Origin of the sequence: uncultured Brachyspira sp. (genome assembly GCF_944390845.1) — a bacterium.
Classification (GTDB): domain Bacteria; phylum Spirochaetota; class Brachyspiria; order Brachyspirales; family Brachyspiraceae; genus Brachyspira; species Brachyspira pulli.
This window is the reverse complement of record NZ_CALXRM010000070.1, coordinates 1-17,842: the sequence shown is the minus strand read 5'-3', so window position 1 is coordinate 17,842 and position 17,842 is coordinate 1. Positions and strand designations below refer to the sequence as shown.

The window sequence follows — 17,842 nt, the reverse complement described above, 5'->3', positions numbered from 1 at the left end:
TCTAGTAATTTAAATTATAAGGAATACCTTCTTTTTTTAAACTAAAAGTGTGCAATATCTATGGCTCTTAAACATAATATAAATTTAATATATATAGTAAAAAAATTCAATAAAATAAATAGAATTAAATAAAGGGGAATAAATGATTAGCATAATATCAGATATGGACGGAGTTATATACAGAGGCAATAATTTAATAGATGGTGCTGAAGATTTTATTAATATGCTTCTAAATAAAGAGGTGCCATTTTTATTTTTAACTAACAATGCCGAACAAACTCCAAGAGATTTAAAAAGAAAATTAGAATCATTAGGCGTAAACGGATTGGAAGAAAAGCATTTTTTCACTGCAGCACAAGCAACAGCTATATTCTTACAAAGACAATTAGCTAACGGAACAGCTTATGTTATAGGTACCGGCGGCTTAGTAAGCGAATTATATAATGTAGGATATAGTATAAATGATGTTAATCCTGATTATGTTGTTGTAGGAAAGACAAATGCATTTAATTTTGATATGCTGACTAAAGCTACACATTTAATCAATAAAGGGGCAAGATTCATAGGATGCAATCCGGATATAGTAGACCCTGCTCCAAATGGAGAATTAGTACCAGCTGTAGGTCCAATACTTGCTGCAATAGAAACTGCTACCGGAAAAAAACCTTATATAGTTGGAAAGCCTAATTCTGTAATGATGTCTATTGCAAAAAATCAAATAAATGCCCATAGTGAAAATACATTAATGGTTGGCGATAGAATGGATACTGATATACTAGGAGGACTTGGTGCCGGTATGAAAACCGCTCTTGTTCTCTCCGGAGTTACTACAAAAGAAATGGTTCAGCAATTCCCATACAGACCAAATTATATATTTAATTCCGTTGCTGAAATAAATATAGAGAAATTCTAATTTACAAATAAAAGTTTAAATGTATAATATAAAAAGCTGTTTAATTTTCTATTAAGCAGCTTTATTTTTGTTAAGAACTTTTTCAATTAAATTAGAAATCAGGGATACTATTTATGGATCAGTTATTATTTGCAATTATGACATTTTTATGGATATCATTATATGTATATATTCCATATCAAGTTACATATTTATCCTCTATAAATATAAGTTCATCTTTAATAGGAATTATAATAGGTGTTTATGGTGCTGCACAAATGTTCTTAAAATTTCCATTTGGACTTCTTAATGATTATGTTGGAAGATGTAAAATATTCATAATACTTGCTGGAGTTCTAACTTCTCTTGGTGCTTTTGTAAGAATATTCAATTTAAATGCTAATGGATTTTTAATAGGAGGCACATTATGCGGAATATCAGCATCTATATGGACAGTATTTATGGTTTTATATGCATCTTATTTTGATAAAAAAGAAGAATACAAAGCAACAAGTAAAGCATTAGTAGCAAGCGTTCTTGGTATGTTTATTGCTTTTTTAGTAGCAGCATTTTCTTATGATAAATTCGGCATGAAATTTTTATTATATGTAAGCGGTATTTCAGGAGCATTGGTTGCAATACTAGGACTATTTTTGAAAGATAAAAAACATAGCAGAAAACTATCAATAAAAGCTTTATTTTCTGTAATAAATAATAAAAGATTAATAGTATTCTCTTTTCTTGCTATAGTAATGCAAGGCGTACAAATGTCTGCTATTATATCATTCACTTTAAACAGAATAAAAGAACTTGGAGGATCTGCTCAAAATGTAGGTGCTGCTTCAATAATTAGTATGTTTTTTGCTATAGTAGGTTCATTTTTACCAAGCAAAATAAAGAATGAAAAAAATATAAAAATATATATACCTGTTTCTTTCATAATTATGGCCATATATTGTGTAACTGTTATATCAACTTCTAATGTATATATAATAATAGCATCTCAAATATTAGGAGGTTTTTCTTCCGGCATATTAGCTACTATGCTTACAAGCGAATCTATAAAAGAAATAGATATGGAAAAGAAATCATCTGCTATGGGATTTTTCCAATCAACATATTCATTTGGCATTTTTATATTCCCAATTATTACTGGTAAATTAATAGATGTATACTCTATAAATATTGCATATACTGTATTGACTATTATTTCAGTATTATCGTCAATAATATCAGTAATTTATTATGCTGCAAATAAGCAAAATGATAAAAAAACATTGTAAAAAAAATCATTTTATAATAATATAGTACGCTATCAATTAAAAAATAAATGGAAAACAATATGTCTGAAAATAACTCAACTAATAATAATTCTGGATACATACTAGCAATACTTGCCGTTATTATATGGAGCGGTAATTTTGTAGCTGCTAGATTTTTAACCCATTTGACTCCTATAGAAATTTCTTTTTATAGATGGTTTGTAACTTTTATAGTACTAACTCCATTTTGTATAAAAAAATTAATTAAAACTATTAAATATGTAAAAGGCTTATGGATAAAAGTAATAATAATATCAATATTAGGTGTAACTGTATTTAATACTTTTGTATATTTAGCAGCACATACAAGTAATGCCACTAATATGTCATTGCTTGCTACCTTATCCCCTATTATAATGGCAATAATAAGCAGAGTAGTATGGAAAACAAAATTAACATTTAATCAAAAATTAGGATTATTAGTTGTTATACTAGGAGTTGTAATATTAATAACTAAAGGAAGCATAAATGTATTAATGAATCTTCAATTTGCAATAGGAGATTTATATATGCTTTTTGCTGTTATATTATTTGCTATTTATACTTTAACATTGAAAATAAGACCAAAAGAAATATCTCAATCTACATTCTTTTATCTTATGGTTATAATAGGACTTATACCATTAATCATTGGAATGATTTTAACATATATTACAAATAATGCTCATGCTTTAAATATGCAATCAGGTTTGATACTTGTATATGTTGGTATATTTCCATCAGCTTTAGGATTCATATTATGGAATATGGCTGTAGCAAAAATAGGAGCTATAAAAGGTGCTATTATATATGACTCCATACCGTTTTTCTCATCTTTAGAAGCTGTTATACTTTTAAATGAACAATTATTAATATCTCAAATTATTGGCGGAGCATTAATACTTATAGGAATTATATACAGCACTATAGGCGATAAGATAAAATTTAATAAAAAAATAGGAGGCTGATTAAACCTCCTAATAAAAAATAGTTTATATTATGAAATATTAGTTCAATTTTCTTAATTGAGATCTATTCATAGGTTTATATTTTGATTTTTCAGAATCTGGAACTCTAGTCCATTTCATAGATTTACCTAATATTCCAGATTTATCTAAAGAACCTCTAACAGTAAGTGTTTTACCATCATCGGATAAAGACATTCTTCCATTATAAGTTTTTCCGTCATAAGGATTGTATATTTTACCGCCTTTCCATTCGCCTTTGTCGAAAGAAAGTCCCATTAAATAAACTAATCCTTTTACAGGTAAATCTCTTAATTCTTTATTAGGATTTTTTACATCTTTCTTATCAGGACCATTATAAGGTTCTTTATAATCAAAAAAGTAACCAAAATACTGGCCATTTTCCTCGTATATTTCTACAACAGGAATAAGACCGTCTGCATCCTTTTCAGAATACCATAAACCAACAACATCATTAGCATTTTGAGCCATTACCATAATGCTAGAACAAATAAAGAATATACCAGTTAATAAAAACAGTTTTTTCATTTGTCTTATTTCTCCTTTTTTTCATTATATAGTATTTTATCAAATTCATTTTTTTATAATTTGATAAAAATATTATTATTTATAACAAACTATAGAGATAAAAGTAAATTATTACAAAGATTATTATAGAATATTATATCTATAATACTCTTTGCTTTTATTAACTAATATATGTATTGGGGATAAAATATTACTTGAATTTCCATTCTATACCAGCATCTAATTGTATAGCAAATTTATATTGTACATGCTTTTCAATAAGCCAAGTACCTATTTTAGTACTAACAAACGGAGAAAGACTAGGCACATTTTTTAACGCCTTTTTATAAGAATAGGCAGCAAATAAACCAACCCTATATAACTCTTTGCTTGAAAGCATATGCTCTATTGTTGTATTAATAGCAAAAGCCATACCCCATTCCTTCATACTATAACCCAATTTTATATCATGATTGAAATATAAGTCCTCAGCTTTTAGAACTATAGACTCTCTAGCTAAATAAACATATTCATTTTTGTCTACACCAAAAGCTCTAACATAATTTATATAAGGTGTGTATATAAGAGCTATTAAACCAGGGCCAGCAGGTCCACCCATTGTAAGTGTAGGAGCAAACTGAACATATATTGTATTTCCGCCTACATACTGAGGTTTTCTAGTCTTAGGGTTAAGTCCTGTAAATGGAGGAAGTGCATGATTAAATTCTTTTGTATTACTGTCAACTAACACAGGTTTTCCAGGATCAGCAAGTCCTGCTTCATAAGTAAACTTAAATAAAAACTTCAATGCTATTAAAGGCTGAAATTCCACATAAGCTGATGTTCTTGAAAAACTGCTGAATTCCTGTTCTATTCCAGCAAGTACATAAGAATCAGCAAAAAAGAAATTGTTCATTTCTCTAAATAAAGCCTTTTTATAAAATAATTGTCCCTGATATAAAGCTCCAAAATGATTCCATCTTCCCATAAAGTGATTTGAAAAATACCACCCTTCATCAGACTTATCAGTCAAATCTCTTTTAGGCTTTTCGTTTTCCTGTGCTAATAACGGTATATTTATCATTATAATAAGCAGCATTACTAATATTTTTTTCATAATTATTTCCTATTTTTTATTTTGTTTATATTATTTGTCAGTGTACAGTAATTACTATACACTGATTATTGTTATATTAATTTAATTAAGTTTTCTTAATTCGCTTTTATTTAATGGTGTATATTTAGAAACTTCATTACTAGGTACTTTTTTCCAAGTGAGAGTTTTACCAAAAAGTCCTGCACCATCTATAGTAGCTTTTATTTTTAGTTCTTGTTTATTATCTGAAAGACTAGCTTTGGCATTATATGTTTTTCCTTGTTCCGGATTATATATTTTACCGCCTTTCCACTCACCTTTTGAAAACTCTAAATCATATAAATATACAAGTCCTTTTAAAGGCAAGTTTCTTAATTCTGCTTTAGGATTATTAACATCATTTACGATATCAGTAGAATTTTGATAGGCAAATGAATAAGCATAGTATTTATTATTTTCTTTATATATTTGAACTACAGAAACTCTGTTTTTAGCATCTGCCTGACTGTACCATAAGCCTACTATATCATCAGCATTTTGTCCAAAAGCCATTATACTTGATATCATTGTAAGAATTAGTATTGTTATAATTTTATTTCTCATTTATATTTCTCCTTTTTATTATTATCATTTATTTTTACTTTTATTTTTCACATTCTTATCATCATTAACATAAATAAGACTGTGAAACTTTACTTTATTACTTAAACAAGTTCATTAAAGCAGGAAGCCAATGATGTATAGTACCTACAGCAGTTCCAAAAGCAGCACAAAGAAGTATTCTTAACGCTATATAAGGTTTTATAGGGAACAATATATTTCTTGCTGCCAAATATCCGCTCATTATAGCTCCTGTAAATCCGCCGCCAGGGAATCCCCAAGCACTAGCAAAATGTAAATTCTTAACTGTAGGAGATACTCTTACAGAACGGCTCTTTTTCAAATAACCATCTTGAACAAATCCATAAGCTGTTCCTTCTGGAGTTTTAATATATCTCTTTATTGTTTTTGGTGTAGCAACTTCATAATACTCAATATTATCTCTGAATCCAGGATAATGCTGTTCTGCTCTGTCTATTAATTTTTCTGCTAATTCTTTTTTCTTAGCTTTATATTCTTCATCGCTTAAATCTTTCCATTCATCTAAATAAGAAGGACCTGTCAATACCGCAAATGAACGTTCATCACCTTCTTCTACAAGTCCGCTGTCTATTGTAGAATAATCAACAAATACAAAGTTTCTATCTTCTACTGGTATTCTTCTTTGTCCCTTAGCATCTTCTTTAAATGGAGTGTTCAACATTTTTTCTGTACTTATAAAAGTAGAGTATGCATTGTTAGGATAAAGTTCTTTAAATTTCTTCTTAAATATTATATAAACTGTATATAAAGAAACTGAGTTTTTAAGTTTATTTATTCTCTTATCTTCATATCCTTTTGGAAGAAGTTCATCATAAACAACCTTAGGTGCAGCATTAGCTATTACATAATCAGCATTTACTGTAACTTCTTGTTTTGTCTTTTTATCAAAATAAGTTACGCCTTCAGCAATATTTCCTTTTACATTTATTTTTTTAACTTCTGAAGAAACTCTAACCTCTCCTCCGTTTTCTCTTATTATATCAGCTAAAGCATCGGATAATTTTTGGCTTCCTCCTTTGATAAAACAAGCTTGGTTATAGTATCCGCCTTGAGCACAAGCATGGTAATACCAAGTAAATTCATAAGGATTATCATGATAGTAAGTTATATTGATATTTAATATTCTTTTTAACTTATCACTTTTTATTATTGAATCCAAAACATTTCCAAGTTTCTTTTGTGTAAATAAATGATATAAATTCATTGGGAATGTTGTTATAGGATAGAAAAAGAAATCAAAAAACTTCAAATCATAAGGAAGTCTTCTTATCATATACATTATTCTTGAAAGTCCGCCGAAATACTTTTTTATACCGCCTTTTTCCTCTGGGAATTCTTTTTCTAATGTATTCATAACATTCTCATAACCTTCTGGTATAACTAAATCTGTAGATTCTGTTTTTATTCTCCAAGTTTGAGGCAATTTAACAAAATCAACTCTGTCATAAATACCTAATTGTTTGAATATAGCATGTTTTCCGTCCCTGCTTTTTTTAGCCATATCCATTTCATGAAGACCCACTTCAAACTTAATATTTTTTCTTTTATATACTGTAGCACATCCTCCAACTATATTATGGCTTTCTAAAACCAATACTTTTTTTCCTTTTTTTGATAAATAAGCTCCTGAAGTTAATCCGCCTAATCCTGAACCTATTATTACTATATCATATTTATTATTATTAGTCATATTTATATCCCCTTTAATAAATTGTTTATATTTCATAAGCGTTTTTATTTGTTTTCGCTTATATATAATATAACAAATACGAGGATAAATACAAGCGTTTTTTATAAAAAATGCGTATATATAGTTCATTTTTTTTAAAAAAATTTACAATTTTATAGATATTTGTATTATATGTATTATAAAATTATATAAATATTTAATTTTTTATAAAGATTTTTACAATATAATTACATTGAACAATAATAATATATGTTCAAAACTATAATATAGTGTATTATTTTAAATAAAATAATAAATTGATATAAAATATTACTTATTTTAAACAAAAGAAGTTAATTATTTATTTTAGATTAATATTTATTATATGAGGAATAACTATTTAAAAATATTTGATTACAAAATAATATAATTACATTTAAATAAAAATATTATTTATTTTGAAGTTCTTTATTTTTATTTTTTATATCTAAAACTATTTCTTCAACAGAAGTTTTATTAGTAAAATCTATTTTTTTACCATAATTTTCTAATAATGCTTTTTCATCTTCTGTTTTTACTGTTTTAGCAGATATTATTCTTTTAAGCATAAGCATCATCAAAGCATGATGAAGTTTTAATTTATCAAAATCTATGCATCCTCTTAAAAAATAGAATTTCATATTTTCTTTTTCATCGGAATTGAAATTTTTATTAACATAATTATTATATAATTCTTTATCTGCAGGATCTCCAAGACCTACTATAACACAATATAAATTTTTTCTTCCCTTTAATTTTTTATAGAATTTTTTTATGCCTTTAGCTGATGAAAGTTTTCCAGCATACAAAGCACCGGCAAAAACTATATAATCATAAGTATCTAAATTTTGAAAAGTGACATTATCAATACCATAGAGATCTCCATGAAGTTTATCAGCTATCCATTTAGCATAAGTTCTTGTAGTTCCATATTTGCTTTTGTAAAGTACTGCAATTTTATTCGGCATAAACTAATCCTATAAAAATTTAATTATATAATATAACATTATAATAAAAATAAATTATTTTGTCAAAAACTCTTTTTTATATTAAACATTAACAGCATAAGATAATACACCATTAACTATTTCTTCCCTAACCTTTCCGCTTTCAACTAATTTTTTTAATAATTCATTTACTCTGCTCTCATCTTCATTAAAACTTATAGCTATCATATGAACTGTATCAGGCTGTCTTATTAAAAAATTTACTATATCTTCTTCAGTTATTTTTTTAGTATTTCCTTTAGCTTTATCTGATACACTAGGAACATCTATTTCAATATCACAATGAGCATTAAAATATTTTTTAGCATTTTCCATTTCTTCATCGCTCAATGCTTTAGCCTTTTCATTAGCTGTTCTTCTAGTAGCTGTAACAAGCTGTACCTTATCAGGTTTTATTTTATTCACTATTTTTATTATATCATCAAGTTCTTCTTCGCTGTCATTGATACCCTTAAGTAGAAATACTTCAAGCCAATACTCGCCCTTAAAAACTCTCCTAAACTCTATAAGACCATTAACCATTTTATCAAAATCTATTTCTTTATTAGGCTGATCTATTAGTTTAAAAGTATCGATATTTCCAGCATCAAGTGAAGGTATAACCAAATCTGCCATAAGCAAATCAGAACGCATTTCTTGTTTATATAAAAGAGAACCATTTGTAATAATACATACTGGAATATCTGTTATTTGTTTGATTTCATAAATTAACTTTTTTAAATCCTTATATAAAGTAGGCTCTCCGGAACCAGCAAAAGTTATATAATCAATATTTTTATTATTAAGCAAAGCTTCTTTTAATTCATATATTATTTCATCAACTGAATAATAACTTGCAAGATTAGTTTTAGTATTTTCTTCAGAACCCAATTGACAATATATACAATTATAACTGCAAGTTTTATGAGGTATAACATCTATTCCTAAAGAATTGCCGAGTCTTTTTGATACTACTGGCCCGAATACTCTTTTAGTTTTTAATTTTGATTTATTTTTATTTTGATTAAGTAAAAGAGGTTCTCTAGTTTCTTTTTTAGTATTATCATATCTTTCTTCATTTGCTTTATAGAATGCATTTATTACATCATCTAATAATTCACCGTCTAAACTAAATACTGACAAAGCAAATATTTCAGGTTCTTCATAATGTGTTTCTTTATTATTTTTATATTCTTTTTTTACTGCTTTTTCTATAGCTTTTACTTTTTCTTTTATCTCATCTTTTTCAAGCATATCAGTTTTATTTAATACTATTATAGACTTTTTCTTTATTAATTCTTTACTGTACTGCTTTAATTCATTTCTAAGTTTTTTATAAGTATCAACAACATCTTCATCAGTCAAATCTATAACAAAGCATAAAGCACCTGTTCTTTCAATATGTCTTAAAAAAGTAAGACCAAGTCCTGCACCTTCGCTTGCACCTTCTATAATTCCAGGTATATCTGCAATAACAAAACTTCTTTCATAATCTAAATAACAAACACCCAAATTTGGAGTAAGTGTAGTAAATGGATATGATGCAATTTTTGGATTGGCTCTTGTAAGTCTTGCTAGCAAACTAGATTTACCAGCATTAGGCATACCAACAAGTCCAATATCTGCTATAAGTTTTACTTCAAGTCTTATATTTAATTTTTCACCATCTAAGCCATGCTGTGCATAGTCTGGTGCCTGATTAGTAGCTGTAGCATAGAATTTATTTCCCTTTCCGCCTTTACCGCCTCTTGCAACTGTGAAACTTTGTCCTTCCTCAAGTAAATCTGCTAAAATATTGCCAGTATCCTCATCATAAACAACTGTACCAATAGGAACTCTTATAACAATATCATCACCTTTTTTTCCGTCACTAAGTCTTGCTCTGCCAGGTTCTCCGTCTCTTGCTCTGAATCTTTTTCTGCTTTTTATTTTTCCAAAACTGTTTATTCTTGCATCAACAGTGACAATAACATCTCCGCCGTCGCCGCCGTTACCGCCGTCAGGACCGCCCATAGGTACATGTGCTTCTCTTCTAAAACTTACGCTTCCAGCTCCTCCATGTCCTGCTTCTATTTCAAAACTTACTACATCTATAAATTGTTCCATATTGTTATTACCTTATTATTAATTTGTATATTTAAATTATTTATTTTCAGATATTTATTATATTATAAAAATATATTTTATCAATGCTATTATTTTTCAATAATTAATCATTATATCTTTTATAAATCATTATTAAATAAATATTATATATTTAAATGATTTTTTATACTTGTATATACCTAAACAAATGTATTTTGTCAAAATAATTTTTTTAATTTAAAATATTTTCAGGGTTTTGCCCCATACCCCACTTCTTTTGCGACCGAAGGAAGTCCTTTAGCGTGCCAAAAAGAAGCAGGCACAGCCCGCCTTCAGCGAAGGGCTATATTTTAGCTTAAATTGATAATTTATATTACATGTAAAACAATTTTAGTATGATTTAGTACTAATTTTATCCTTGCACTTTCGCATAGCGTATCCGAGTTTATCTAGGATATAGGCTCTTTGACGAAGTCCGCCTGCGACCGTAGGGAGTGCCTTTTAGGTATGGCGTGCGGTGGGAAAAAGAACAACAAAAAAATTGACAAACTTAAAAATTTTTAGTATATACCTAAACAAATATACTTTGTCAAAAATAAATTTATATTTTTGTTTTTATATCTGGGGCTTTGCCCCATACCCCAGTTCTTTTATTGGTATAAAAGAACCAAAACAACTGCATTTTTGACCTAAAACTAGGATTTATACAATATTTAATACATATTCTTAAAATATAAAGTTCTAGCAATTGCGTTTTTTGCTACTTTGACGAAGTCCGCAGAGCGTGTGCGGCAAAAAAGTAGATAATATCTATATAAAGTGCATCAATTGACAAACTTAAAAATTTTCAGTATATACCTAAACAACTATACTTTGTCAAAAGTAAAGTTATATTTTTGTTTTTATATCTGGGGCTTTGCCCCATACCCCACTTCTTTTGTTGCCACAAAGAAGCAAAAAGGCTACATTTGGGCTTTAATTTAATAAATTATCTTACATGTAAGACAATTTTAGTATGATTTAGTACTAATTCTATCCTTGCACTTTTTGCAACTTTGACGAAGTCCGCAGAGCGTATGCGGCGGGAAAAAGTTGACTAAAAAAATGACAAAGTTAAAAATTTTTGGTATATACTATAATTTTATAAAGTTATACTCAAAAATATTATAATTTATAAAATACAAAATATAGTTTATAAAAAATTATATTTAAAGTTTATTGATATTAGAATTTATACCGCAACATTTATACATTAACAAAAATATAAATTATTAAATCCTCCAATTTTATAGTTTATATTCTCCGAATAATATTGTAATTTATAATAAAATTATTTCTTTATCTTTCTTCTGTTCTCAATAGTAGCCCTTGTTAATATAAGTTCTGCTGCTATACTTACAGCTATTTCTTCTGTGCTTTCCGCTCCTATAGCTAATCCTATTGGAGCATGTACTCTTGAAATAATTTCATCAGTATAATTTTCTTCTGATTTTAATTTATCATGTAATGTTTTTATTTTATTCTTACTTCCTATCATTCCAATATACACCGCATCTGTTTTTAATGCATATTTTTCTACTATATAATCATGTGCATGACCTCTAGTTACTATAATTATATAATCTTTATTTGTAATATTTAATTTTTCAAATATATCTTCATAATTTCCTACTATTATATTGCTTGCATTAGGAAATCTTTCTTTATTAGCAAATTCCTCTCTATCATCAATAACAATACAATTAAATCCAACTTTATACAAAATATCTGCTAAATCAAAAGATACATGTCCTGCCCCAAATATATAAACATTATATTCTTTATCTTCAATCTCTTTTTTCAAATTATTTATAATATCTTTACTGCCATTTAAATAAATGAAAGATACTTCCACACTTCCGCCGCATACCATACCAATTCCGCCTACATCTTGAGGCCTTAAACTATATTCTTTACTAGACGTTTCTTTTTTATTTAAATATTCATAAGCATCTTTTAAAGCTTCAAATTCTAATACTCCGCCGCCAATGGTACCAAGATTTTTTTGATTTCCATTTTCATTATATACTATCATGAAAGCATCTAATGTTCTTGGAGCTGAACCAGATGTTTTTAATATTTTTATTAATTCTACTTCTATATTATTATTAATTAGTTCTGATGCTTTGTCTAAAATTTGCTTATTGTTCATTGAAACCTCTAATTAAAGTATAGTATTTAAATAATATTATAATAAATTTTTTGTAATTTTTAAATAAAAACCTAAAAAAAATTTATATTTATATTGAATATTTTATTTTTTTGTATAGAATTCTATTAATAATAGGTATATAAAAATAAAAAAATTATTTGGTTAATTAATATTATGGAAAAAAAAGAATTCAAATTAATATCATTAAATATATCTAAAAATACAGGAACAGTAAAGACTCCAGTTGATTCTATAACTTTAGTAAAAGAAAAAGGTGTTTTAAATGACGCTCACTTTAATAAATTAAGCGACAGACAAGTATCAATTTTATCTATAGAAGATATAGAATATACAAATAATAATATGAATACAAATCTCAAACCTGGAGATTTTGCTGAAAACATCACAACAAAAGGCGTAGAACTTTTTACTTTACCTATAGGAACAAAACTATATATAGGAGATACTATATTAGAAGTATCAAAAATAGGAAAAGAATGCCATAAAGGCTGTGATATACAAAAATTGGTAGGAAACTGTATTATGCCTAAAAAAGGTATATTTGCAAGAGTAATTAAAGGGGGAGAAATTAAACTTGAAAATACTTGTTATTACTGTATCTGACAGAGCTTATAAAGGCGTCTATGAAGATAAATCAGGTGCCGTTATAATAAAAACTCTTGAAGAAAAATTACAAAACAAAATTTCAAATATAGAAAAAATCATAGTGCCAGATGAATATGATATAATATTAAATACTTTAAATGAAAATAAAGAAAAATTTGATATTATAATTACTACCGGCGGAACTGGATTATCTAGCAGAGATGTAACTCCAGAAGCTACAGAAGCTTTTTGCAAAAAAGAAGTTCGAGGAGTATCAGATTATTTAAGACAGGAATCAATAAAAGATACAGTATTTGCATCTCTTTCAAGAGGATATGCCGGTATAAATGATAATGTATTCGTAGTAAATTTTCCTGGAAGCGTAAAAGGTGCTGAATATTGCACAAATTTAATAATTCCTTTACTAGAACACATTATAAGTATGATAAAAGGTGAAGGTCATTAATATTTTTATAAAAATAAAAAAAAATAAATAACAAAGGTATGAACTATGAAAAAAATAATATTAGTAACTCTATTCATATCATATTTATTTATTTCATGCGGTTCTTCAAAGACTGCTGAAAATAAAGAAATATTAGTATTAGCTGCTGCAAGTTTAACAGATGTTCTTACAGAATTAGCAAATAATTATAAAACAGAAACTGGAACAACTGTAACATTCTCTTTTGCTTCATCAGGTGCATTGCAGACACAGATAGAAGCAGGTTCTCCAGCTGATATATTCTTCTCAGCAGCACAAAAACAAATGGATGCATTACAAGATAAAGATTTAATTGATGTTGATACAAGAAAAGATTTATTAGAAAATAAAGTTGTATTAATATCCCCTACAAATTCTGCTTTGAATATAAAATCTTTTACAGATATAACTAATTCTAATGTTACAAAATTAGGATTAGGAGAGCCAAAAAGTGTTCCTGTAGGACAGTATTCTGAAGAAATATTAAGTAATTTATCTATACTTGATATTGCTAAAGAAAAGGCAGTTTATGGTTCTGATGTAAGGAATGTACTTTCTTGGGTTGAAACAGGAGAAGTAGACTGCGGTATAGTTTATGCTACAGACGCTCAAATATCTAAAAATGTTAATATAATAGCAGAAGCCCCAGAAGGAACACATAAAAAAGTGATTTATCCTATAGCTATAGTAAAATCTTCAGTAAATAAAGAAGAAGCTCAAAAATTTATAGACTATATTTCTACAGATAAAGCAGCAGAAGCATTTAAAAATTATGGATTTACTGTAATTAAATAAGATTATGGAATATACTCCATTAATATTATCTATAAAAACGGCATTTTATTCCACAATTATTACATTTTTTGTTGGAATATATGCCGCTATTATAATAGTAAAAATAAAAAAATTATCATCTCTATTTGATATAATATTCACTCTGCCTCTTGTACTTCCGCCAACAGTTGTGGGGTTCTTTCTATTATTATTCTTTGGAAGAAATTCTTTTATAGGTTCAATAGTTGATAAATTAGGTTTTCCTTTCGTATTTACTTTAAGAGGAGCAATATTAGCCTCTTTTATAGTATCATTTCCTTTAATGTACAGAACAAGTAAAGGAGCTTTTGAACAAATAGATAAAAATATAATAAATGCTGCAAGAACTTTAGGAAAATCAGAAAATTGGATATTTTGGAGAGTTATACTTCCAAACAGCTGGCATTCTATACTTGGAGGAACAATACTTTCTTTTACAAGAGCATTAGGAGAATTTGGGGCCACTATAATGATAGCAGGAAATATACCTAATAAAACCCAAACTATGTCTTTAGCCGTTTATACAGCTGTACAAGCGGGAGACAGAGAACTTGCATTTAAATGGGTTATGATAATAGTAGCTATATCTTTTGTAAGCATAATGATGATGAATATAATACTGCCTGTTTCTTCTGCAATTAAAAAAAGATTATAAGAGGTTTTATATTGAGTTTAATAGTTGATATCAAAAAGAAATTATCTAATTTTGATTTAGATTTACAATTTGAAGTAAAAAGCGGAGTATTTTCTATTTTAGGAGCATCTGGAAGCGGTAAAAGTATGGCTTTAAAATGTATTGCCGGAATAGAAAAGCCTGACAGCGGATATATAGAATTTAACGGAAATGTATTTTTTGATTCTAAAAAGAAAATCAATATAAAAACTCAAAAAAGAAATGTAGGTTTTTTATTTCAAAATTATGCCTTATTTCCAAATATGACTGTTGAAGAAAATATTAAATGCGGAATAAGAGATAAAAAAAGTAATATTAATATTGAAGATATAATGAAAAAATTTTTTATATATGATATAAGAAATAAGAAGCCAAGAGAAATATCAGGAGGCGAACAGCAAAGAACGGCATTAGCAAGAATATTTGTATCATCTCCTAATATACTTATGTTAGACGAACCTTTAAGTGCTTTAGATTATCATATAAAATGGGAATTAGAAAAATTTATTTCATCAAGTATAAAAGAGTTTAACGGAACTACCCTATTTGTATCGCATAACAGAGATGAAGTATACAGACTATCAGATAATATTGGTATAATTAATAAAGGTAAATTTGATATAATAGATACAAAATATAATCTTTTTGAAAATCCTAAAACTTATTTCTCAGCATTATTAACCGGATATAAAAATTTCTCAAGAATAAAAATATTAGAAAATAAAAAAATAGAATGTTTAGATTGGAATATAATTTTAACTTTAAAAAAGCCTAAAGAAGATATTGAAAATTATAATTATATAGGAATAAGAGCATATTCTTTTTTTGATTTCACTCAAAATAATAATAACGATGTATATATAAAAAGCAAAATAACAAATATAACAGAAGATATGTTTTCTTATATTATAACATCTGTTCCAATAAACAGTGACAGTCAAATAACATGGAGATTAGATAAACAAAATTATAAAGATACATACAAAATTGGAATGGAATTAAATTTGGGAATACATGATAATGATATTATATTTTTAAAATAAAAGACAGCCATCAAAAAATAGCTGCCTTTTATAATAAATAAAAATTATAATTTATTAATTACAATCAATATCTATATAATCACCTAATTTGAAATGCTTATTAAAATCGGCATAATGATCTAAAGTCTTTCTCTTTATAAATTTACCATCGCCTTTATTTCCTAAGAACTTATTATCCTTACATACAATTTTACCTCTTGATATAACTGTATCAATAGAGCATAAAAGTTCCATTCCTTCATAAGCAGTATAATCACAAGCACCATGCATATTTGATTTTGTGATTACTGATTTTTTATTAGGATCTATTATAGTGATATCAGCATCAGCATTTGGAATAATAGCACCTTTTTGAGGATAAAGTCCGTATATTAAAGCTGGGTTATAGCATAAAGTTTCAACGAATTTGTTTATGCTTATTCTTCCCTTCATAACTCCTTCAGAGAACATCAAAGGATATCTTTCTTCAACTCCGCCTGCACCATTAGGGCATTTAGTAAAATTATCTTTTCCTTTTACCTTATCAGTTTCATAATTAAAAGGACAATGATCTGTAGCTATTACTTGAATATGTCCGTCTGCAATGGCTTTCCATAATCTGTCGCAGTCTTCCTGTTTTCTTAAAGGAGGAGACATTACAAATTTAAGTCCATCTTCTCTATCATATTCTTTATCAGTTAATACTAAATATTGAGGGCAAGTTTCAGAGAAAATATTTTTATGTCCTAAAGCTCTGGCATTAACTATTTCATCAACACTTTTTGAAGCGGAAGTATGAACTATATAAACAGGAGCATTTCCGGCTACAACAGATAAATGTATAATTCTATTAACTGCCTCAGCTTCAGCCTCTGCTGGTCTGCTTATAGGATGATAATGTGCAGAAGTTTTACCTTCTTCAACAAATTTCTTCTTTAAATATTCCACTACATAATGGTTTTCAGCATGAAAAGCAGAAACTCCATTAATCTCTTTCATCTTCTTTAATACTCTTACAACATTATCATCTTCTATTTTATAGTTATAAGTTAAATATAATTTTGTACTTTGCAAACCTTCTTCTTTTGCTAATACTTCAAGTCCTTTAAGCACATCTTCATCAACATGCTGTAAAACTCCATGGAAGCTATAATCAATAACAGCATTATTATCAGCAAGAGTATGATAATATTTTAATTGATGAAATACATCGCAGTCTTTAGGGCCAAATCCCATATGATCAACTATAGTGGTAGTACCGCCGCAAGCAGCAGCAATAGTACCAGTATAGAAATCATCAACTGCCCTTCCAATACCAACATCTATATCCATATGGGTATGAACATCAATTCCGCCGGGCATTACATATTTGCCTGAAGCATCAATTATTTCTGCATCATCGCATTTGAAATTGATTCCTATTTTAGAAATTTTTTCATCTTCTATCAATACATCAGCTTTATAAGTTTCTGAAGCATTAACTATAGTACCATTTTTTATAATAATCTTTTTCATTTTATGATCCTATTATTTATTAGTTTATTAAAATAATATAATTATTTGATATATAAGTTTTAATTTATATATTAAAATTAATTACTAAATTTATCTACCTACTATTATATATAATTATGAGCTGTTTATATCTAGTAAATGATTCTATCCTTATTCTGCGAATTTACTAGAGCTCAGAATTTTTTTATTTCTTTTGTTTATACATAAAAAAATTATTCACTCGCTCTGCGTACCTTCGGTAAAATATCTGATAAGTTTACTTATCAAATGCTCAGAATTTTTTTATTTCTTTTGTTTATACATAAAAAAATTATTCGCTCGCTCTGCGTACCTTC

Annotated in this window: 16 protein-coding genes; 8 read left to right on the top strand and 8 right to left on the bottom strand. The window is 27.5% G+C overall.

The window, feature by feature from the left end:
* The first annotated feature begins 142 nt into the window (after positions 1 to 142).
* From Q0K52_RS12235 to Q0K52_RS12225, 3 genes are all read left to right on the top strand, one after another.
* Entirely contained in the window at positions 143 to 913 is a 771-nt protein-coding gene (locus Q0K52_RS12235) for an HAD-IIA family hydrolase (RefSeq protein WP_297299800.1), read from the top strand.
* A 113-nt stretch (positions 914 to 1,026) separates the two neighbouring features.
* Positions 1,027 to 2,175 carry an MFS transporter gene (locus tag Q0K52_RS12230; RefSeq protein WP_297299798.1) on the top strand — a complete coding sequence of 383 codons (1,149 nt, stop codon included), beginning with the start codon at positions 1,027 to 1,029 and terminating at the stop codon, positions 2,173 to 2,175.
* Between the two features lie 59 nt (positions 2,176 to 2,234).
* Positions 2,235 to 3,161, top strand: a complete 927-nt coding sequence (locus Q0K52_RS12225) for a DMT family transporter (protein ID WP_297299797.1) — start codon at positions 2,235 to 2,237, stop codon at positions 3,159 to 3,161.
* Between the two features lie 39 nt (positions 3,162 to 3,200).
* Here the strand turns inward: Q0K52_RS12225 and Q0K52_RS12220 are convergent, their stop codons facing one another.
* From Q0K52_RS12220 to Q0K52_RS12190, 7 genes are all read right to left on the bottom strand, one after another.
* On the bottom strand, positions 3,201 to 3,707 hold the full coding sequence (locus Q0K52_RS12220; protein ID WP_297299795.1) for a DUF2147 domain-containing protein: 507 nt from the start codon (positions 3,705 to 3,707) through the stop codon (positions 3,201 to 3,203).
* Between the two features lie 190 nt (positions 3,708 to 3,897).
* A complete protein-coding gene (locus tag Q0K52_RS12215; RefSeq protein ID WP_297299793.1) occupies positions 3,898 to 4,803 on the bottom strand; it encodes a hypothetical protein in 906 nt (301 codons plus the stop codon).
* 81 nt (positions 4,804 to 4,884) lie between these two features.
* On the bottom strand, positions 4,885 to 5,385 hold the full coding sequence (locus Q0K52_RS12210) for a DUF2147 domain-containing protein (protein WP_297299790.1): 501 nt from the start codon (positions 5,383 to 5,385) through the stop codon (positions 4,885 to 4,887).
* Positions 5,386 to 5,482: 97 nt separating this feature from the next.
* Positions 5,483 to 7,114, bottom strand: coding sequence for an NAD(P)/FAD-dependent oxidoreductase (locus tag Q0K52_RS12205; protein WP_297299788.1), 1,632 nt, complete (start codon positions 7,112 to 7,114; stop codon positions 5,483 to 5,485).
* A 428-nt stretch (positions 7,115 to 7,542) separates the two neighbouring features.
* A complete protein-coding gene (locus Q0K52_RS12200) occupies positions 7,543 to 8,100 on the bottom strand; it encodes a flavodoxin domain-containing protein (protein WP_297299786.1) in 558 nt (185 codons plus the stop codon).
* Positions 8,101 to 8,181: 81 nt separating this feature from the next.
* Complete coding sequence (gene obgE / locus Q0K52_RS12195; RefSeq protein WP_297299784.1) at positions 8,182 to 10,224, bottom strand: GTPase ObgE; 2,043 nt, start codon at positions 10,222 to 10,224, stop codon at positions 8,182 to 8,184.
* Positions 10,225 to 11,533: 1,309 nt separating this feature from the next.
* Positions 11,534 to 12,394 carry an XdhC family protein gene (locus Q0K52_RS12190; protein ID WP_297299783.1) on the bottom strand — a complete coding sequence of 287 codons (861 nt, stop codon included), beginning with the start codon at positions 12,392 to 12,394 and terminating at the stop codon, positions 11,534 to 11,536.
* 174 nt (positions 12,395 to 12,568) lie between these two features.
* On the opposite strand from Q0K52_RS12190, the gene Q0K52_RS12185 reads away from it, so the two are divergent.
* The 5 genes from Q0K52_RS12185 to Q0K52_RS12165 are packed head-to-tail and all read left to right on the top strand — an operon-like array spanning position 12,569 to position 16,013.
* Complete coding sequence (locus Q0K52_RS12185; RefSeq protein WP_297299781.1) at positions 12,569 to 13,018, top strand: MOSC domain-containing protein; 450 nt, start codon at positions 12,569 to 12,571, stop codon at positions 13,016 to 13,018.
* Complete coding sequence (locus Q0K52_RS12180; RefSeq protein ID WP_297299778.1) at positions 12,990 to 13,466, top strand: MogA/MoaB family molybdenum cofactor biosynthesis protein; 477 nt, start codon at positions 12,990 to 12,992, stop codon at positions 13,464 to 13,466. Before Q0K52_RS12185 ends, Q0K52_RS12180 begins: the two co-directional genes overlap by 29 nt.
* A 45-nt stretch (positions 13,467 to 13,511) precedes the next feature.
* On the top strand, positions 13,512 to 14,279 hold the full coding sequence (gene modA / locus Q0K52_RS12175; RefSeq protein WP_297299776.1) for a molybdate ABC transporter substrate-binding protein: 768 nt from the start codon (positions 13,512 to 13,514) through the stop codon (positions 14,277 to 14,279).
* A gap of 4 nt (positions 14,280 to 14,283) precedes the next feature.
* Positions 14,284 to 14,952 carry a molybdate ABC transporter permease subunit gene (gene modB / locus Q0K52_RS12170; RefSeq protein ID WP_297299774.1) on the top strand — a complete coding sequence of 223 codons (669 nt, stop codon included), beginning with the start codon at positions 14,284 to 14,286 and terminating at the stop codon, positions 14,950 to 14,952.
* Positions 14,953 to 14,963: 11 nt separating this feature from the next.
* Positions 14,964 to 16,013: a sulfate/molybdate ABC transporter ATP-binding protein gene (locus Q0K52_RS12165; RefSeq protein WP_297299772.1), complete on the top strand. Its 1,050-nt coding sequence runs from the start codon at positions 14,964 to 14,966 to the stop codon at positions 16,011 to 16,013.
* A 54-nt stretch (positions 16,014 to 16,067) separates the two neighbouring features.
* Here Q0K52_RS12165 and hydA read toward each other — a convergent pair whose 3' ends face one another.
* Entirely contained in the window at positions 16,068 to 17,507 is a 1,440-nt protein-coding gene (hydA, locus tag Q0K52_RS12160; protein ID WP_297299770.1) for a dihydropyrimidinase, read from the bottom strand.
* Positions 17,508 to 17,842: the final 335 nt, after the last annotated feature.

Excerpts from the sequence above, each read along its gene's own strand:
- modA (WP_297299776.1), top strand. The coding sequence starts at position 13,512 with ATGAAAAAAATAATATTAGTAACTCTATTCATATCATATTTATTTATT.
- Q0K52_RS12200 (WP_297299786.1), bottom strand. The coding sequence starts at position 8,100 with ATGCCGAATAAAATTGCAGTACTTTACAAAAGCAAATATGGAACTACA.
- hydA (WP_297299770.1), bottom strand. The coding sequence starts at position 17,507 with ATGAAAAAGATTATTATAAAAAATGGTACTATAGTTAATGCTTCAGAA.
- Q0K52_RS12225 (WP_297299797.1), top strand. The coding sequence starts at position 2,235 with ATGTCTGAAAATAACTCAACTAATAATAATTCTGGATACATACTAGCA.
- obgE (WP_297299784.1), bottom strand. The coding sequence starts at position 10,224 with ATGGAACAATTTATAGATGTAGTAAGTTTTGAAATAGAAGCAGGACAT.
- Q0K52_RS12210 (WP_297299790.1), bottom strand. The coding sequence starts at position 5,385 with ATGAGAAATAAAATTATAACAATACTAATTCTTACAATGATATCAAGT.
- Q0K52_RS12185 (WP_297299781.1), top strand. The coding sequence starts at position 12,569 with ATGGAAAAAAAAGAATTCAAATTAATATCATTAAATATATCTAAAAAT.
- Q0K52_RS12220 (WP_297299795.1), bottom strand. The coding sequence starts at position 3,707 with ATGAAAAAACTGTTTTTATTAACTGGTATATTCTTTATTTGTTCTAGC.
- Q0K52_RS12215 (WP_297299793.1), bottom strand. The coding sequence starts at position 4,803 with ATGAAAAAAATATTAGTAATGCTGCTTATTATAATGATAAATATACCG.
- Q0K52_RS12205 (WP_297299788.1), bottom strand. The coding sequence starts at position 7,114 with ATGACTAATAATAATAAATATGATATAGTAATAATAGGTTCAGGATTA.
- Q0K52_RS12235 (WP_297299800.1), top strand. The coding sequence starts at position 143 with ATGATTAGCATAATATCAGATATGGACGGAGTTATATACAGAGGCAAT.
- Q0K52_RS12190 (WP_297299783.1), bottom strand. The coding sequence starts at position 12,394 with ATGAACAATAAGCAAATTTTAGACAAAGCATCAGAACTAATTAATAAT.
- Q0K52_RS12230 (WP_297299798.1), top strand. The coding sequence starts at position 1,027 with ATGGATCAGTTATTATTTGCAATTATGACATTTTTATGGATATCATTA.
- modB (WP_297299774.1), top strand. The coding sequence starts at position 14,284 with ATGGAATATACTCCATTAATATTATCTATAAAAACGGCATTTTATTCC.